Origin of the sequence: Clostridium sp. (genome assembly GCF_050717515.1) — a bacterium.
Classification (GTDB): domain Bacteria; phylum Bacillota; class Clostridia; order Clostridiales; family Clostridiaceae; genus Clostridium_AD.
Genome location: NZ_JBOITL010000036.1, coordinates 97,718 through 116,063 on the forward strand (window position 1 = coordinate 97,718; position 18,346 = coordinate 116,063).

The 18,346-nt window shown below is 33.0% G+C and carries 13 protein-coding genes; 2 read left to right on the plus strand and 11 right to left on the minus strand.

Going from position 1 to position 18,346, the window contains the following annotated elements; all coding sequences use genetic code 11:
- Positions 1 to 6: 6 nt before the first annotated feature.
- Positions 7 to 1,332 (minus strand): glycine/sarcosine/betaine reductase component B subunit, encoded by a 1,326-nt coding sequence (locus ACREV6_RS19995; RefSeq protein WP_431579806.1) that lies wholly within the window; start codon positions 1,330 to 1,332, stop codon positions 7 to 9.
- Between the two features lie 262 nt (positions 1,333 to 1,594).
- Between ACREV6_RS19995 and ACREV6_RS20000 the strand changes: the two genes are divergently transcribed.
- A complete protein-coding gene (locus ACREV6_RS20000) occupies positions 1,595 to 2,260 on the plus strand; it encodes a TetR family transcriptional regulator (RefSeq protein WP_431579807.1) in 666 nt (221 codons plus the stop codon).
- Positions 2,261 to 2,478: 218 nt separating this feature from the next.
- On the opposite strand, the gene ACREV6_RS20005 is transcribed toward ACREV6_RS20000, so the two are convergent.
- The 3 genes from ACREV6_RS20005 to ACREV6_RS20015 all read right to left on the minus strand — a co-directional run bounded on the left by ACREV6_RS20005 (position 2,479) and on the right by ACREV6_RS20015 (position 7,607).
- Positions 2,479 to 4,383 (minus strand): alpha-glucosidase, encoded by a 1,905-nt coding sequence (locus tag ACREV6_RS20005; RefSeq protein WP_431579808.1) that lies wholly within the window; start codon positions 4,381 to 4,383, stop codon positions 2,479 to 2,481.
- Positions 4,384 to 4,415: 32 nt separating this feature from the next.
- Entirely contained in the window at positions 4,416 to 5,753 is a 1,338-nt protein-coding gene (locus ACREV6_RS20010) for an MFS transporter (protein ID WP_431579809.1), read from the minus strand.
- Between the two features lie 75 nt (positions 5,754 to 5,828).
- Positions 5,829 to 7,607 carry a glycoside hydrolase family 36 protein gene (locus tag ACREV6_RS20015; RefSeq protein ID WP_431579810.1) on the minus strand — a complete coding sequence of 593 codons (1,779 nt, stop codon included), beginning with the start codon at positions 7,605 to 7,607 and terminating at the stop codon, positions 5,829 to 5,831.
- 190 nt (positions 7,608 to 7,797) lie between these two features.
- Between ACREV6_RS20015 and ACREV6_RS20020 the strand changes: the two genes are divergently transcribed.
- Positions 7,798 to 9,405 carry a metallophosphoesterase family protein gene (locus ACREV6_RS20020; protein ID WP_431579811.1) on the plus strand — a complete coding sequence of 536 codons (1,608 nt, stop codon included), beginning with the start codon at positions 7,798 to 7,800 and terminating at the stop codon, positions 9,403 to 9,405.
- Between the two features lie 205 nt (positions 9,406 to 9,610).
- Here ACREV6_RS20020 and ACREV6_RS20025 read toward each other — a convergent pair whose 3' ends face one another.
- From ACREV6_RS20025 to ACREV6_RS20055, 7 genes are all read right to left on the minus strand, one after another.
- A complete protein-coding gene (locus ACREV6_RS20025; RefSeq protein WP_431579812.1) occupies positions 9,611 to 10,729 on the minus strand; it encodes an NAD/NADP octopine/nopaline dehydrogenase family protein in 1,119 nt (372 codons plus the stop codon).
- A 339-nt stretch (positions 10,730 to 11,068) separates the two neighbouring features.
- Complete coding sequence (gene ord / locus ACREV6_RS20030) at positions 11,069 to 12,115, minus strand: 2,4-diaminopentanoate dehydrogenase (RefSeq protein ID WP_431579813.1); 1,047 nt, start codon at positions 12,113 to 12,115, stop codon at positions 11,069 to 11,071.
- A gap of 35 nt (positions 12,116 to 12,150) precedes the next feature.
- Positions 12,151 to 13,206: a 2,4-diaminopentanoate dehydrogenase gene (gene ord, locus ACREV6_RS20035; RefSeq protein ID WP_431579814.1), complete on the minus strand. Its 1,056-nt coding sequence runs from the start codon at positions 13,204 to 13,206 to the stop codon at positions 12,151 to 12,153.
- Positions 13,207 to 13,259: 53 nt separating this feature from the next.
- Positions 13,260 to 14,330 carry an ornithine racemase Orr gene (gene orr, locus ACREV6_RS20040; protein WP_431579815.1) on the minus strand — a complete coding sequence of 357 codons (1,071 nt, stop codon included), beginning with the start codon at positions 14,328 to 14,330 and terminating at the stop codon, positions 13,260 to 13,262.
- A gap of 18 nt (positions 14,331 to 14,348) precedes the next feature.
- Positions 14,349 to 15,734, minus strand: coding sequence for a GlmL-related ornithine degradation protein (locus ACREV6_RS20045; RefSeq protein ID WP_431579816.1), 1,386 nt, complete (start codon positions 15,732 to 15,734; stop codon positions 14,349 to 14,351).
- A gap of 16 nt (positions 15,735 to 15,750) precedes the next feature.
- A complete protein-coding gene (gene oraE, locus ACREV6_RS20050) occupies positions 15,751 to 17,961 on the minus strand; it encodes a D-ornithine 4,5-aminomutase subunit OraE (RefSeq protein WP_431579817.1) in 2,211 nt (736 codons plus the stop codon).
- Positions 17,961 to 18,326, minus strand: coding sequence for an ornithine aminomutase subunit alpha (locus ACREV6_RS20055; protein WP_431579818.1), 366 nt, complete (start codon positions 18,324 to 18,326; stop codon positions 17,961 to 17,963). The genes oraE and ACREV6_RS20055 overlap by 1 nt, the downstream gene beginning before the upstream one ends.
- Between the last annotated feature and the right edge of the window lie 20 nt (positions 18,327 to 18,346).

Below are 18,346 nucleotides of genomic sequence, written 5' to 3' on the forward strand. Positions count from 1 at the left end.
ACCCCCTTAAAATTCTCTCATTGTTTTAGTTGACCAACCTATTACCTGGTCTCCGCAGAACATGGCGTTGTTTTCCATAATAATTGAGCCATCTGTTCTTACAGAAGGTCCTATTATTTCATCATTTGCCCATCCGCCAGACATACCATCTCGTCCTAAAGCCTCAAGTTCTCCTAAAACCGTTTCCATTGCAGGAAGTTCAACAAGTTCTGATACATTTCCACAAGATACTATTGCATCTAATTTTATATCTAAAGTTACTAGTGGTTGTGACTGACCATCTCTTCCTGTACATTCATTAGTTATTCCCACGGTTTTTACGCCTGCATCCTCTAATGCAACAGTGCAAGCTACAAAGTCAGCATCAGGATTTCCGTATCCTTCTTCAGCAACTATGGCACCATCCGCTCCTAAAGATTTTGCTATTTGAGCTACAAACAATGCAGATCTGTTTTTTTGCTCAAGAGCCACATTTAGATTTGACATTATAACTCCTAAAAAGTTAATAGTTTTTCCGTGTTCTGAATATAATTTTTTTATTGTAGGACAATTTTGGAAATCATATGTAGCCCACTTTGATGAACAAGGCATAAAGCTTCCTGATACCAATGCTCCATCAAGTATTTCATTTGGATGCATATAAGTTGGCAACATATGATTTGCATCCCACCCATATACTAAGTCATTGTAACCGTCTACTTCCATTTGTGATTGAGGTTGCATTACATACACCATGGATGGAAGGGCCTGAACTTCTGCTGATCTTTTTGTGATTGCACCGAGTTCATAAGTTTCCACAAGCTCCGGTTCCATGTCTTTTACACATAGTGCTATGAACTCAGCAAGCTTATGTCCTGCTTCCCTTAATGCCTTGTTTTTCTTCTGCTGTTCATGTTTTTCAAATTCTTCATCAGTGGCCGCCACAAGAACTATATTTTTAAGTTGTGAGTAGTAAGTAAATTTAGCTCCTTCTCCAGCCATATCAATAACCCCATCTTGGAATCCCCCCCAATGCTTTCCAACTACAATTAAGCTACATTCTTTTAAAGCATGAGTTCTCCCGTTACCTGCTTGTACCAAATCTCCAGTATAGCCTGGGAAAAGTGCATCGCCATTTACTTTTACTCTAGGCTCTATAGCTTCCTTTACAGGACAGAGCCGAACCATATCACCAGGTTTTACAATGTGTAAATCTGCCTCAGTAATATGTTCATCTTGCATAACAAAGTCTAAAGCCTCTTTTTTATTAATTGTTAAAACACCCTTAGTGTAAGATGTCTTTTCTCCGAAAACTATGTCTTTGACATAAAAGTTTCCTATTTCTAATTTCATACTTGGCACCCCTTTCTAAAATCCTCTTATTATTTTGTTTTATAGAAGATACATGTCCAGCTTCTAACTTGCAATAATTTTCAATATGAAAACGTTTAATATGTTGGAATATTCCATTGACATCATTTTAACACAAACATGATTATAAAGTAAACATGTTTATAGTAAAAATATTCTAAATTTTCATTCTTTCTCACTTAGCTTTATTTTTGTGCTATAATATTTTAGGCGAATTATTAAATTTATAGGATTGGTGATTTTATTGGACAATAAAGAGATACAAAAAAGAAGAATGATGGTATATTTCCTTGAAGCTACAAAAACAATAATAGAAACAGATGGTATTTCAGCGGTAACTATAAGAAAAGTTGCTAGCATGGCCGGATTTAATAGTGCTACTGTTTATAATTATTTTGAAAATCTTAACCACCTTATTTTTTTTGCTTCTTTAAGATATTTGAAAGACTATGCAGAAGCTTTGCCTAAATACACTATGAACTCCAAAAATTCTTTTGAAAATTATATTAATGTGTGGAAATGCTTTAGCTATTACTCCTATTTAAGGCCTGAAATATACAATCTTATTTTCTTTAGCAGTTTTTCACATACAACTGTCAATTCTTCAATAAAGACTTATTATTCTATTTTTCCTGAAGAAATAGGGGAAGAAACTAAAAAATTTTTACCAATGCTTTTTGAAGACAATATTAATGTAAGAGATTATACCGTATTAAAAGCTGCTGCTGCTGAAGGTTTCTTTAAAGAGGAAGACTTAAATGAAATTAATGAAATGAATGTCCTTATTTATGAAGGCATGTTGTCTAGATTGTTAAGTGGGAAAAATGACTATACAGTAGAAAGTGCAGTTGAAAAAACTTTAACATATATTGAAAGAACACTTAAGGCATATAGGATTGATATCTTATAACCGTTAATTATTATTAAATTTAGTTCATTAAGACTTTTTATCCTAAGCAAAAACGTAACCCACGATTTCTAGGAGTGGCTGTGATGAACATCACAGCCATATTCCCTCCCCACCTTATTCATATGACCTGTAGAAAATTAAAAGTCCAACTATTGATTTAGCCCCTTTGTAAATCAAAAATTATAGTGATGTATAGCGAACTTCTTATGCCATTAAATCTAATTATTTACACTATATATTGTAGCCTCATACGCTCTAAGCTTTTTTCCCTTTTCGATGTAATTCGAGAGTAACTCTTTGCAATTACTACTTTTTTTGGGTATTACCTTTTCTACATTTGATAGGTTGATTTCAATATAAAACTTAACACCATCGAGTTGTCTATAATAACAAAATACGTCTTTAGTTTTTTCTTTTACGGGTATAAAATCACCATAAATCAGGGCTTTGTTTTCTCTGCGTAAAGCAATAATTGCTTTGTAAAAATTAAAAGTAGAATGCTTATCCTTCAATTGAATATCAGCATTGCAATCTGCGAAATCTGTGTTTCCCTGAAGCCAGGGTTCTACCGTCGTAAACCCACCATTTAGCTGCCCATTCCATTGCATTGGTGTTCTAGCATGGTCGCGACTTCCTGCATTTATTTTCTTTAGGGCACTTTCTTCACTCATACTTACTACTAATTCATTATAAAGTTGAATGCTTTCTATGTCTTTTATTTGATCTATAGACTTAAAATCAGAATTAATCATGCCTAGCTCTTGTCCTTGAAAAATAAAAGGTGTACCTTTTAAAGTGAATTGAATTACTGCTAGCAGTTTACTTATAGCATAACGATACTTTGGACCAGGATTGATTTTTGAAATCATTCTAGGATTGTCATGATTTTCAAAAAATAGTGCATTCCAACAGCTGTTACCATAATTTAATTGCCAATCACTGAATATTTTCTTAAGATAATTTAAATCATATTTATAATCATCAAATCTCACTTTGCCAGGGTTTTCAAGATGATCAAAACTAAATACCATATCAAGCTCTTTACGGTAATCAGCAGTTAAAAGTTTACTCATTTGCATACCAGTACCTGGTGATTCACCCACGGTAAACACATTGAAATTGTCAAAAGTCCTACTTCTCATTTCTTTAAGATACTCGTGAAGTCTAGGACCATAGAAATAATGTTCTATACCGCAGTAACCCATCATTTTCCCTATAAGAGAATTTCCCTCTGGTAGTCCAGGTGCTTTAGAAATATAACTTATAACATCTAATCTAAAACCGTCAATACCTTTATTTAGCCACCAATTAATCATGTCATATAGTTCAGCTCGTAGTGCTCCATTTTCCCAGTTTAAATCTATCTGCTTTTTTGAGAATAAATGCAAACACCACTGATCTTTTTCACTGTAGTAATTCCACGCACTTCCACTAAAAAACGAAGTCCAGTTATTAGGTGGTCCATCAGGTTTTTCTGATTTTTTCCACAAATAATAGTCTTTATAGGGTGAATCATCATCTTGCAATGCACTTTTAAACCATGCGTGTTCATCTGAGGTATGATTAATAACCAAGTCCATAATGATTTTTAGTCCACAACAATGGGCTTTTTTAAGCAGATTGTTAAAATCCTCCATAGTACCGAATTCACTCATTATGGCATGATAATCACGTATATCATAGCCATTGTCATCATTTGGAGAGTCATAAATTGGAGATAACCATATAACCTCAACTCCAAGAGTTTTTAGATAATCTAGTTTATCAGTTATACCATTAATATCCCCAATGCCATCACCACTCGAATCCTTGAAACTTTTAGGGTATATCTGATAAACTACCGCTTCTTTCCACCAAATCTCTTTGATTTTTAAATCATTTAATAATGGTGTGTCATTTTCACTGTTAAGCAAAGTTAGTAGTGTGGAGATAAAATCCTTATTCACAATTTTAGGCGCTAGAAGGCTTAATTGCTTTAGGCGCATATTACGAATAATTGGATTATTAACAAGAGTCATGCTCTTGCCCGTTTGTTGTAACATTTTGGCTATTATATCATGACCAATAGGACTTTGTAGTAGCTCTTTTATACGACTGTTAGAAGTATATTTAAAGCTATTCATTATAAACCACCATACCTTTATTAATAGTTTATTTACTCCTTTGCTGAAAGTTCTCTTAACTGGTTAGACACCATCATTTCAGCCACTTGCTTTTCACTTAGATTGTAGAAAAAGGTCATAATTATAATCATTACCAAATAACCAGCAATAGGAACTAGATTCATTATAATCCATATTCCATGCAGTGCACCTGAGGTTTGAGTACTTGATTTGGCTACATAACCGAATAAGCCCATCATTTGCAAACATAGGGTTACACATAGTGCTCCCGATAGCTTTGTCATAAGTGTTTGCATTGAAAAGGCAATGGCCTCTGTACGCTCTCCATTTATGAATGCACCATATTCAATACAATCTGCTGTAAACATACCATAAATAAGTAGTGGTAATTGCATAAATATAACTCTTACAGTTGCTATTGCTAGAAAAAGGTTAAAGTTACTATAACCAGCAAAATATTGTATTATGCACATAAAAACAGCCATAATGCAGGAAAATATCGTAATATTTTTCTTTCCGAATTTTTTAATAAGCATTGGCAACATTGGGGCTAGTATAATTACAGGAAGTATTGTTATACCCAATATAATAGTAACTAGTCCCGTGTCCCCAAGATTGGAGTTGGCAAAATAAACAGCCATAGTTTGTAGTGAATTAGTAGAGCTAATTGCCAAAAATCCCGTGTAATAGATTAGTAATTTTTTATTCTTAAATAAAAAAGTGAATATTTTATGAAAAGTAATGTTCTTGCTGCGTTTATACTGTATGCGTTCTTTACAAAAAAACTGCAACGGAAGCATTGTAAAAAATGATATAAGTGCGTAGATGCCAATGGAACCTGTCCAACCAACTGCACCTTGCAGTGACATAAAAACTGCGCTGGTAATAACTCCAAGTGCTGCTGCAAGTCTACCATAGGAAATCAACTTGTCACGTTCAAAAATCTTGTCTGTCATAGCCGTAGACAGTGAAAATAGTGGAGAGTCTGACATTGTGTAGAGCATACCCCATATTATATAGGTGACATAAGCAATAATAAGTTTTGCATTATAAGTACGACCTAAGTTGAAGAATACAAAAACAAGAGTAAGCGGAACTGTATAGGTTACAATTCGAAGCCATTGAAGGTACTTACTATTCTTAAATGGATGTTTATCAACAAGTGCCCCCATAAATGGGTCATTAAAAGCATCAAACACACGTGCGATAAGTAGTAATAATGATGTAGATGCAATTGAGAGACCTACACTTTCTATATAATAAAAGCTTAGAAACTGAAATTGCAGTGTATAGATAACATTTTGTCCAAAAAAATAACCACCATAAGACACTCGTTCAAGTTTAGTGGTACGGTAAGTTTGCTCCTTCATTTTATAATTCCCCCTACACTTAAATTGGTTTAAGAGAGCAATATATGACTTTTCAACATGCTGTATGAATTTGAACTACAACATAAATATATTTGTACTTTCCATGTATTTTTTTTCTAAGGTCTCCGTTTTTATAAGGCATATAGATTCATAAGGTTCTAGCGTTATTATGGTATTTTTATCAATTAGCCCTTTCTCTCTGCTAATGTAACTTCCAGCTTCTATTTCTACATCAAGCTTATTCGCTTTTAAATTACTTAAAAATAAATATTCATTGCTATCAATCATAAATTTAATTCTAATCACATCAGAAAAAGATACATCCATAATTGTTTTTTCTCTAATAGGAAATATAGATTTGTAAAGTTGCATTTCTTTCTCACTATATTCGCTAATATTATCTGAAGTAAATACAAGTCCACCAAATATAAGATTTATCAGAAGCAAAGTGTATCTCTGATTTTGAGTTAATTTATTATTTTTACTTCTTATAATAAAAACATCAGGGTCATTTATAAAAGCGTGATTATTTAAGTGTCTTCTACCAATCGTGCTCTCTATACAATTTATTGTTGACACTCTTTCTCTATAGTGAAGACTACTCAGAATCTTATCCTCCCAGGAAAGGGACACATCACTTCCTATTCTGCAGTAATCTGTGAGCCCAAATGCTGAGCCAAGGGGTACCCCACAACCTAAAATAATTTTGTCTCCACATATCTCTCTTAGAAATTCCATAGCCTCATACATTATCTGACCTCTCGTTTTTTCTTTTCTAGGTATTAAGGCCACTGCATAAAGAAAATCCAACTTTACCATATCGTAGTTCCATATATTAAGGACTGTATGAAATACTTTTTTAATATAGTTTCTTACTTCCTCATTGTAAAAATCAAGAACATAGAAAAAACCATTCCAACCAGGATTAAAACCTACCTTTTTCAAAATCCAAGAGGGATGCTGCTTATAAATCAGTGATTTTTTATCACATACAAAGGGCGCAAGCCATATCCCCGCCTTATATCCTGATTTTTTTATTTCACTTGCTATAAATCCCATACCACTAGGAAATTTTTTATTTACATGAAGCCAATCCCCCAAAGCCTCTTGATATCCATCATCTATCTGAAAAATCTCTATAGGTATGTCCCTCTCTTTAAAAGCATTTAAATTATCAATGACTATTTTTTCTGTAATTTTTGTATAATAATTATACCAACTAGTCCACCCGCTACAATGTGGAACTTTTGGTTTTGGTAACTTCATTGCTTGAAAATATTTATCAAAAGAGTAATTCTCCTCGCCTTCTATAAAAAACAAGTCAAAGGCTTCATATTCTGCTTCTATTACAAGCCCGCTACAATCCTTTACTACCTTTATATTTCCTTCTTTGTTATCATATTCAAAAATAGTGTAACCCGTCTTTTCAGAAATTGATCCAAACAACTTAATATTATTTTCCCCTCTAATATAAGTGTATGTAAAGCTTTGTAGTTTATTATGATTCGAATCATAAAAAACATAATCTCCATACACACTCATTATAGGCCATGCAATTTTTTTCAGCTTCGGTATGCACTCCTCTAAATTAAATTCGCGGCTATTAGTCCAGGTTTGATATCCATTAATAAATACCTGACTTTTGGCTTCTATTTTTTCATCCATTTCAATTAAAAAAGTAATAATCGTAAGTTTTTGCTTTGGTATAATTTTTACATTTATCCTTAAACCGTCAGATTCAACAGAGTTATTAATAATGATTTTAAAATCTTCCTTATCCATAGTGCTATAAAAATTATATTCCTTTCTTTTGTTATTCAAAGTATAAACAATTAATCCATTTTTAATATTCATAAATTAACTCCCCCTAATAACAGTTTTGAGCCTTCCTGTGCTAGTCTAGGTATTAACTTAATCTTAATTCTATTTTCCATATTTTACAAGTAATTATTTTATTTAAAATATTTTTTTCTTCATTAATTAATTAGCTTCTTTTTATAATAATCAAAGAGTAAACTATAACATTAATAATAAGGAGGCAAAAATGGAAAGTAAGTTTTCAAAACCACTAATTATTATTTTCTTTACCTCTACTTTAACTTTATCTTTCTTTAATATCTTGACTTTTCTGTCTATGAGACCCTTTTGGTATTTCATAGATAGGGATACCAAGACGCCCTTTCATGATAAGTTAGCATTTTCCACCCTGTTATTTGCCTTATATACTGGATATTTTATATATTCCCTTATGCTTTTTATTGCATTAATTAACAACAAAAAAAAATTTATTAAACCTCTTGCTATTGTGAATATAGTATTTCCAATTATTTTCGGAGTATTATTATCAGCTATTACTATTTACTTATTTATCAGAATGGAGGGTTCACAATATCTAGTAACTTCTTACCTAAAATCCCCCACTCCTTATTTGTTTATTATTATGCTATTTTTTATTCTTGTTTTTTTTAGTCCCGCTTTAAAAATCAGCCATATTCCTATATTTTATTACTCCGCTATAATTGTTGCTTGTATATTATTATTCATAAAAATCATGGATTTTGGGGATGTAAAAATAACCTCTGGTCCAAATATTCAAGTTATAGCTAATAACAGTATTGCAATACTTTGGACCACAGACAAAAACAGCACTTCCTATGTAGAATATGGGCCTGATAAAGATCATCTTAAGAAGGCCTTTATGTCTACTAATGGACTAATAGATGCTAACACAAAATACCATAAAGTAGTAATACCTTCACCAAAGCATAGTTCAATAATTTATAGGATTTTAAGTACCAAAATAAATCATAGTTATCAAAATAACGTAAACTATGGAAACACAGCCCTAAGTAACTTTAAAGTGTATAGTGATGCAAGTTTAAATGATAAATTAGTATTTTATACACTAAATGATGTACATGAAAATAAAAATATATATAATAAATTCTTATCAAAGGGTAATTATGATTTTGTTGTTTTAAATGGTGACACTGTTAATACATTAGACAGTACTTCTGACATAATAGGTAAAATTTTAAAACCTCTATCCATCGCAACAAATGGTGAAAAGCCCTTCTACTTTGTTCGAGGTAATCATGAACCAAGAGGTGGGGCCGCTAGAGATTTGCCTAACTATTTAGCTCTACCTAATAATCAATACTATTATACCTTTAGCTTTGGTCCTATTTTCGCAGTGGTTCTAGACTCCGGAGAAGACAAACTAGATACAGACAATGAATATAGTGGATTAGCAGATTTCGAAAATTATAGAAAACTCCAGACAAAATGGTTACAAGCTATATATGAAAGTGATGCATATAAAAATGCAAAATACAAAATTGCTTTTGTCCATATCCCATTAAATACTAATACTACTGGAGTAGCTTCTTTAGAAATCTATCAAAATGATTGGCGTGATTTATTAAATAAAATGAAGATAAATGTAGTTTTTTCAGGTCACACCCATGTTCCCACAGTAGTAGCTCCTGATGATAAAAAGTTTACCTTTGCAACAATCATAGGTGGAGGACCCACTGAAAACCAAGATAAATATATTGCAATTAGGACAGAAGTAACAGAAACTGAAATGAAAATTTTCTTTGTTAGCTTTGAGGGCATTTTTGCAGAAGTATATACCATAACAAAGCATTAATAGTATAAGATAACCCTGGACAAATTAGTTAGTCCAGGGTTATCTTATACCTTACAATAGATTTTAATATTGAATATTTTACAGTCTTTAATGTTTCCCTATCCATAGCCTATATTTTCCGAGACAAATATTTAGTAGTCACTTAAAAGTTATTTGTTGTGCATATTGTATTTTATCTATTCACCAAGTTGCGGGTAGCACTAGCTTATCTATAATATGCAATAATATCTTCCGGTGAGTTTATCCCAAAATTTTGTGGTAGCGGAAGAATTTTCAAATCTTTTCCTTCGAATTTACCATCCACATAATATTCAACCCCAGTGACTTTCTCAAACCACATAAGAATTTTATCGATTAATGGAATTTCAACTCCAAGTATTTCAGAAAAGCTCTTAATAATACATAGTCCAAATGGGAAATCCTCCATAAAGTATCTTGATTTAAAATCTGGAATATACCCATCCTCAGTTATTACCATTGGGGACTGGATATTTTTAAGCGCAATAATATTGCTGATCTTAGCAGTCATCTGCTGAGGTGTTTCTGCTCCAAAATACGCTTTTACAAAACCAACTCTTTTCAAATCAATTGTAGATATCTTACGGCACAATTTTTGTACCTCTTCATCACAGGCAATTAGAATTGTTGAGGCCTCATCTGTCCATTCAGTATAGAAGCTAATCATTTTTTCCCAATAAATTTCTTCACTATAATTATGAAACATTTCATAAAGTCTTGCAGTATGAAGGATTGGATTAGCTGGTGTAAGTGTAACATGAAGATAATTTGCTAGTGGACTACACTTCACATTAAATATATCTTCCACTACCTCGCATACTTCTGATGTGTTGCAGGCGGGTATAGCTCCTATAAAAAGTTCTTTTTTCTTGCCTAGGTCATACACAGATTTTCCGTACTCCTTTATTCTAGCTATACCGTAAACCCTTTGAAATCCAAACAGTGTGCAACCACTTTCAATAAGTTCGTTGCAATAGAATTCGCTGCCACCATTACCTGGCATCATGCCAATCCACACTCCTATTTTAAGAAAAGGCTTTATTTTCTGTATGATTCTATTAAACATATAAGATGGAAGCGTAGATATAATGATGTCTGCATCACTGATTACCTCCTCTGGATTACTTGATATTATATCCACCTTTCCTGAATATTTAAATATTCCATCATTATCGCAAACCTCAATTATATGGTTCCAATCATCTGGTCTTGAAGTCAATAATCGAACAGAAATATCTTCCCTTCGTCCGATATCTCCCATTACAAGTGTACCTAAATTTCCACCACCTAATATACATATATTCATATTTTCTCCTCCTAAATTCTATTTACTATTTTCATTTAATCTATTAGATTGCACCTAATGGATACAAAAAATCTTAAAATACTTTTATAGTTATTATTGACGCTATTCCACTATTATATCATATAAGCTCATATAACCCCAGGATAAATAATTATATTAAATCAGCTTAGTTTTTCTCTGTTTTACTTAATATTACAACCTATACGGACATTTATTAGCAATAAATACAGTAGTTATATATGCAAATATTGGTAATGTATACATGTAAGCATTTTTAATCTTATAAAACGACAAAAAATAACACCGTTATCAATCCGGTGTTATTTGTAAATATCTAAATTATTCTTTGTAATAATTTACTTGCTCTGCAAAACTATTTTCTATATTATGAGGAATTGGCAAATCCATCATTGTTTTAAGTCCTGCTCTGCTAGCAATAACTTGTGGAATCATGTTTACAGCTATAGCTATAGTTCCTATTCCACCAGGTGTTTCAGGTTTTATTGCTAAATGGAGATCTGCATCACCTTTTATATATATATAATCGCCAGTTTCCACTGCTTCACATTCTGGATGTATTTGTAATAGATGTTCTAGTGTTATAATTTGTTTCCCGTTTTTTGTAGCTATAGCTCTATGATCACACCCAGCTACCATACCTGGCTTAACCTTAACACAGGGAGTTTCTCTATGAGTATTTGATACTATTGGTTCGAGAGTTTGAGTTATCTCATCATACTCAAGGCCTAAGGCTTTTGCAATCATTGGGATAGATTGTGCAAAGCCTATATGACCAACTATGGAGCCATTTTCAATGCCCGTTTCAAACTCTTCTATAGTTAACCCCACACCTTGAGTTCTCATTATAGTTGGACCATATGGAGACAAATCATTTATCCTTTCTGCTCTTATAGATGCTACATTTCTGCAGCTAGAAGATAATGTAATAATTAATGTATCTAAAACAAATCCTGGATTAACACCTGTACCTAAAATTGTTACATTATTTTCTTTTGCAATTCTATCCATTTCATTAGATAACTTTTTTTCCACGGCAAAAGGATAAGTCATTTCTTCTGCAATAGTAATACAGTTTTTACCACTTTCTACTATGGTTTTTATTGCTGGATATACACTTTTCACAAAGGAATTAGTTGTAAGGAAAACTATGTCTGCCTTTGTTTCTTCCATTAGTGCCTCTGCATCATCACTAACAATTACTCCTAAATTTTCAATGTTTAAAACTTGACCTAAATCTTTCCCTATTTTTGAAGGATCATTATCTGTGGCACCTACAATTTTAATACCTTTTTTAGTAAGTATCATTTTACCAATACCAGTTCCCATTACCCCAAGTCCCCATATAATAACTTTTATATTTTCCATCTAAATATCCCTCTCTTAATAGCTTCTTACTCTTACTATTTTCTTACCTTTATTAAATCTCTAACATCTCCAATGATAGCTCTTGGAACTGGTAAATCTAGCATTGTTTTGAGGCCTGGCTCTGAATTCATTACAAGTGGAATCATATTAACACATATAGCTATTGTAGCAATTCCTCCTGGTATTTCTGGTTTTATTTGAAGGTTTAAGTTTGGAACTCCTTTAATTGTTATATAATCTCCAGTATTAATATTCTCCATTTCTGGTTTGATCTGTTGAGGATGTTCCATGGTTATAAACAATTTATCTCCTAAATTTGCATATCCCATTTGTTTACATCCAGCAACATCACCAGCATCTACGGAAACAATATCTGTGCTTCGTGGAATAGTTGTAAGAATTGGTGATTTTTCTTGTCTAACATTATTTAGCTTAATATTAAATGCTTCTTCAAACATTCCAAAGGATTGTAAAAATCCAACATGTCCATCTATTGTATTGTCTTTAACTCCTTGTATAAATGCCTCTTTTTTGAGCCCAATACCTTGCTCAACCATAACAGCTTTTCCAAAGCAAGCTAGGTCATTAACTCTAGTAGCATTTATGCTATCAACGGTATCCGAAACTCCTGTAAGCATTATTGCAACTAAATCCATAATAAATCCAGGATTTACTCCAGTTCCTAATATGGAAATCTTATTTTCTTTAGCAATTCTATCCATTTCATCCGACAATTCTGGGTCTAATGCTCTTGGGTAGGACATTTCCTCAGCTGTTGTTACAATATCCATGCCAGCAACTGCTGCCATTTTTATTAATGGGAATACCACTTTTGTAAAGGAAGCTGTAGCCATAAGGCAAACATCTGCATAGCCTTTTTTTATTACATCTTCAGCATTTTTTGTAATTATACAGGAATTATCTTCACTCTCGTCTACTCCTAACACTTCATAAAGCTTTTTACCAACTTTACTAGGATCCATATCAATAGCACCTACTATAGTAAATCCTGCTTTACTAAGAACCATTTTAGCAATACCGCTACCCATAACGCCTAGTCCCCAAACTACTACTCTTATCTTGTTTTTCATAATGTTTTCCTCCTCAAAATTTAATATTCTAGTTATACCTTTTAAACTTAGTTTTAATTATTATAATATTTTTCAACATAAGGAGATGTCATTGCTGCCATCAAACAACCATAATCTACGTTAAAATCTATTATATCCCCGACTAAAAGCTCTTTTTTGCATTTGGTTATGTCTAAAATAAGATGATCACTACTTGCACCAAAGATACTTATATCAGAGTCCACTGGAACTAACCCTTCAAGCCTTATATCCTGTCTTCCTACTGCTATAATAGCTCTTTTTCTTATTCCTTGATCTTCAAAATGAGGAATATTCCCAAAAGCGTCCATCCCAATATTACCTGTTGGAATCGTTGGTTTATTCTTTATTTCAACTATTTCACCCTTTAAGATAAAAGCATCTTCATAGCAATTAGCTACGTGCTTTCCATAAGCAGTTTCTCTACCAAGAAGTATTGATTCTCCAATTCTTAGCTGATTAATTTCTTTTGGCATAGAATTATTAATAACCATATAAAGACTGCTAGAATTCCCTCCTGAAATTACAGGTAAACTTATACCGAAGAGTTTTTCTATATCTCCTTTTAAAGCTATAAGCTTTCCTAAGTTTTCATTATCAGGAATTACTCCACCATAACAAGTGACATTGGTGCCTAGTCCAATTAAATTAATCTTATCTAATTTTAATATTTCGCGCACAGTGGAAGCTGCATCCTTGATTAGGACACCTTCTCTTAAATCACCTATATCTACCATTAGAATAATATTGTGAGTTTTATTTAAATCTTTTGCAGCTACTGATAAGGCCCTAATTGTAGCAAGCTCTGAATTTAAACTTGTATCGCTATACCTAACAATTTCATAAGCTTCGCTAATCATTGGAATTCTAATCATTAATTTGGTGCAGTTTAACTCTTTAGATTTTTTCAAATTTGTGATTCTTGAATCCGCAACACTCTTAATTCCAGCCTTTAGTATAGCTTCTGTAATGGGACTTTGAGCACAAAACACTTTAGTCACTGCGGCAACCTCTATATTCACTTTGTTACACATATCTGTGATTGTTTTTGCATTATGTGTTAATTTCCTTAAATCTACGTCCACACAAGGGTAAATCTTTTTCATATAGCTACTCCCCTTTTTCTAAACTGCTTTGCTAACTTCATTAATTTCCATATCCACGGTTATGCCTAAACTTTGAATTAATAATGCTTTGGCAACTTCTTTATTTTCTCTACTTAAAACTCCTGCACAAGCCATAATATAGTTTTTATCTAAAAGCACCTTAGCACCTTTTTTAGGAAGCATTGTAACTTCATCCTTTAAGTATCTTATTCCTAGGAGCATAGCTTCACCTTTAGGAAGTCTTGTTAATGCGCCTCCAGTGCCTATTATATATTTAACTTCTGATAAATCCTTACCATAAGCCACAAATCCGCTTTCCCCATCATATTTCCTTTTTATAAATCCTACATGCCTACTTATTGCAACATCTAGTGCTTTTTTAGTTAGCAGGCTACTTGCATTTATGTCATCCTCTTCTATGGGTATTGGTTTTATATGCTGAGTTATGTGTTCCTTAGTAAATTCGCCTAAATCACGTGTATCAAGTAAATCTATTAGATTTTTACTATTAATGAAAACTCCAAGATCTCCTTCTACGGTTCTTTTAGCCTTTGGTTCAGGATTTACTAGCATATCTAAAACCAAAGTACTTCCCTCAGTAACAGAATGTACATCTGTGGTAGCACCGCCTACATCAAAAACTACGAGGTCTCCTATAATATCATATAAAACTTTTGAACTTTCCATAACTGCTCCTGGAGTTGGCATTATGCTCCCATTCACCATTTCTTTTATTTTATTCATTCCAGGTGCTTTTACGATATTCTTTTCAAAAGCCTCTTGTATTATTTTTCTTGCTGGTTCCACATTTAAGCTATCCACCATTGGATAAACATTATCAATCAAATAAATCTCTTGTCCTTCAAATATGTCTTTAATTTCTTCTTGATTTTCAATGTTTCCACAGTACACTATAGGTTTATTAAATTTTTCTGCACTTATAAGTTCTGCATTATAAAGAGCAGTTTCCCTTTCACCATAATCAATGCCACCAGCAATCATTATCATGTTGGGGTTTATATCATGGATTCTCTTTAAATCACTTTTTCTCATCTTGCCAGCAGTAACCATTTTTATGATACCACCTGCACCCAAAGCAGCTTCTCTAGCAGCTTTAACAGTCATCTGTTCCATTAGTCCATGAACAGTTATTCGAAGACCACCTGCAGCACTTGAAGTTGCTAGCATCCTGTCCCAGGTAAGTGATTCTCCAATTTGATTTTCTATATCTTTTACTGCAGTTTTGAGTCCCATAGTTACATCACCGTCTAAAACTGTAGTACAGCTTTTACCTTGAAAAGGTATATCTACAACAACGTGGCCTTTATCATCATAGATGGTATTAAAAGCTGTAACCAAAGTAGTTGTACTACCTATTTCAGCAACTAGATAATCTACTTTCAAATGAATTTCCTCCCTTTTATGCTTCTTCCTCTTCAATATCCGGAATACCCATTAACCTTTTAATTATGAAGGATGCAACAGCTGTACCATTTGATCCACGGCCAAATCCAACATCCATACCATTTGCTTTTGCTATATCATCTGTTACTTGTGTTCCACCAGAAACAAGTATAATTTTATCTCTTACTCCTTTTTCGATGCAAAGATCATTAAGCTTTCTCATGTTCTTTATATGCACATCATTATGAGAAATTATTGTACTACATAGTATTGCTTGAGCTTTTGATTCTATAGCGGCATCTACTAATTTTTCTATCGGGCAGGAGGTTCCAAGATAAACTGCTTGTATACCAAATCTTTCAACTCCACCATGTTTTATATCAATAACTTCTCTTAGCCCTACTGAATGTTCATCTTCACCTACAGTAGCTGCGGCAACTTTTATTGGGTGCTCTTTTACATAATCTTTCATAACTTGATTTGATAACACTTTTCTTCTCTTAGGAAGTACTAATTCATCACGTTTTACAGGAGTAAAATCGCAAACACCCTTAATTTCTACAAGACAACCTTCAGCTTTTTGCAAAACTTGTTTATGAAGAACTTCAACATTTTTAAGGTTCATTCGTTTGCCCATTTCAAGGGCTGCAGCCTCACTAATCTGCTCATTTTCTGGTATAAATAGAGTAACCTTCACATACCCGTCTTTTGCCCATTGAACTTCAGGGATAATAGTGCCATCTTCCTTAACTTTTTCCATTCTCTTAAATACATTATCATTTTCATCTAATTCATCAATATATTGAATTTTTGAATGGTTGCATAAGGTACATTCATGGATTGCATCACAAGCTTTTTTATATTCACTTGGAACATTATTAAAGCCAAAATGACCACAAACTGGTGCAAAATAATCAATGTCTCTTAAAACTATTGTATCCACAGCATCTCCGCCATCCATCTTTCTTGCAATACCATCATCATTTCTTTCAGGATACTCGCCTGAATCTATAAAGAATCCAGCATCAACTGATTTAAAATAACCGCCTACTTCTATCATTTCTTCAAGGAACATTATGGCTCTTTCTTCTATTTCCCTAGCTTTTTCAGGTAAATATCCGGTCTTCTTAAGTTCTATCATGTCCATTAGACCATCCATACCTAAAAAAGATTGTTTTGTAGTATTTATAGCATGAATATTATTATAATGCCATGGAACATTACGTCCTTCATCAGGAGTTATAGTACTTTGAATATCAACAGAAGTTAATTCTGATATTAGCAAATTTAGTGTATGACCAACTGTAGCTTCTCTTTCACAAGATTCTACATATTTTGTATTCATCTGAGCTCTCATTTTGTACTTTTTAAAGAAATGTCTAAGTGCTACTGCATAAGGCAAGTCATATCTCATACATGGAGCTGGTGCTGAAGTTGGTGGTACAGTAGATAATGCAATATTTTCTGGCTTCATTCCTACCATTTCTGAAAAACAAGAATTTATAGCATGTTGTACCATAAGCTCTGGCATTACTTTATAACCCTTCATTGCTGTAGCATTTGCATTATGTGCACCATCTATTTGAAGGATATTTGCCCAGGTCATTACACCTTTTGCTACTGCTGCATCTACAAAGGATCTATACATATTAATATTTCTATAAAGTACATTGTATTGTGGATCTTGATGAGCTCCATTAACGCCTTCTTCTGCGAACATAACTGATACATCAGGACCTGCCACACCTGATACATAGGAATGGAAATTAATTCTTCTTCCTACTTCTTCTTCTATTAAATCTATAGCTTTTCTTGTTGCTCTAACTTCTTTTCTAGTTATTGGAACGCCACCTATACCTTCTGGGCTTCCTTCAAGTAATCCATCAAAATGACTTTGCCCCATTGTCCTTATAACCATTAAATGATCCGCACCATGCCATGCAGCCATTCTCATTCTTCTTATATCATCTTCAAATCTTCCTGAAGCTATTTCTGTAGTAATAACAGGTCTTGGTTGTGGGTCTATACCCTCAAAGCTTCTTGCTGCTGGAAGACCATGGCTTTTCTTTAGTGGAGCTGATATTTCATGGTATGTAAACTCTCCTACTTTTCCTTCTTTATTTTCTTCTCTCCAGTGCCAGCCTCTCCATTTTGGTTCGTATTTATCTAAGTCTTTTAATATTTCTTCCACATTAAGTTTTATATTTTCTTCTAATTTTTCAACCATTACTTGTCACTTCCCTTCATTTTTTCTGATACTATATCCCAGCCTATTCCTCTGCACAATTCCTCTCCTGCTTTAAGGTAATCCATGTTCTTAAGTTTTGCATAAGTTAAAATAACATTTCCAATACCTTTCCCGAGTAAATTATACTTTGTACCATAATCAATTAATGGTTTTGCCTGCAAACTTGAAAATCCCATTCTGAGTACTACAGATCTCTCTATAGATGGTGATGTATGAGTATAGGCTAAATCCACAATAGGTTTTACAATTTCCTCAGTTAAGTTCCAAAACCTATCATATAATTGCTCCTCGGTAAGACCTTTCAAATGTTCCCTTCTTATTTCAAAATCATCTTCTCTTTTCATAAATTAAATTCCTCCTAAAA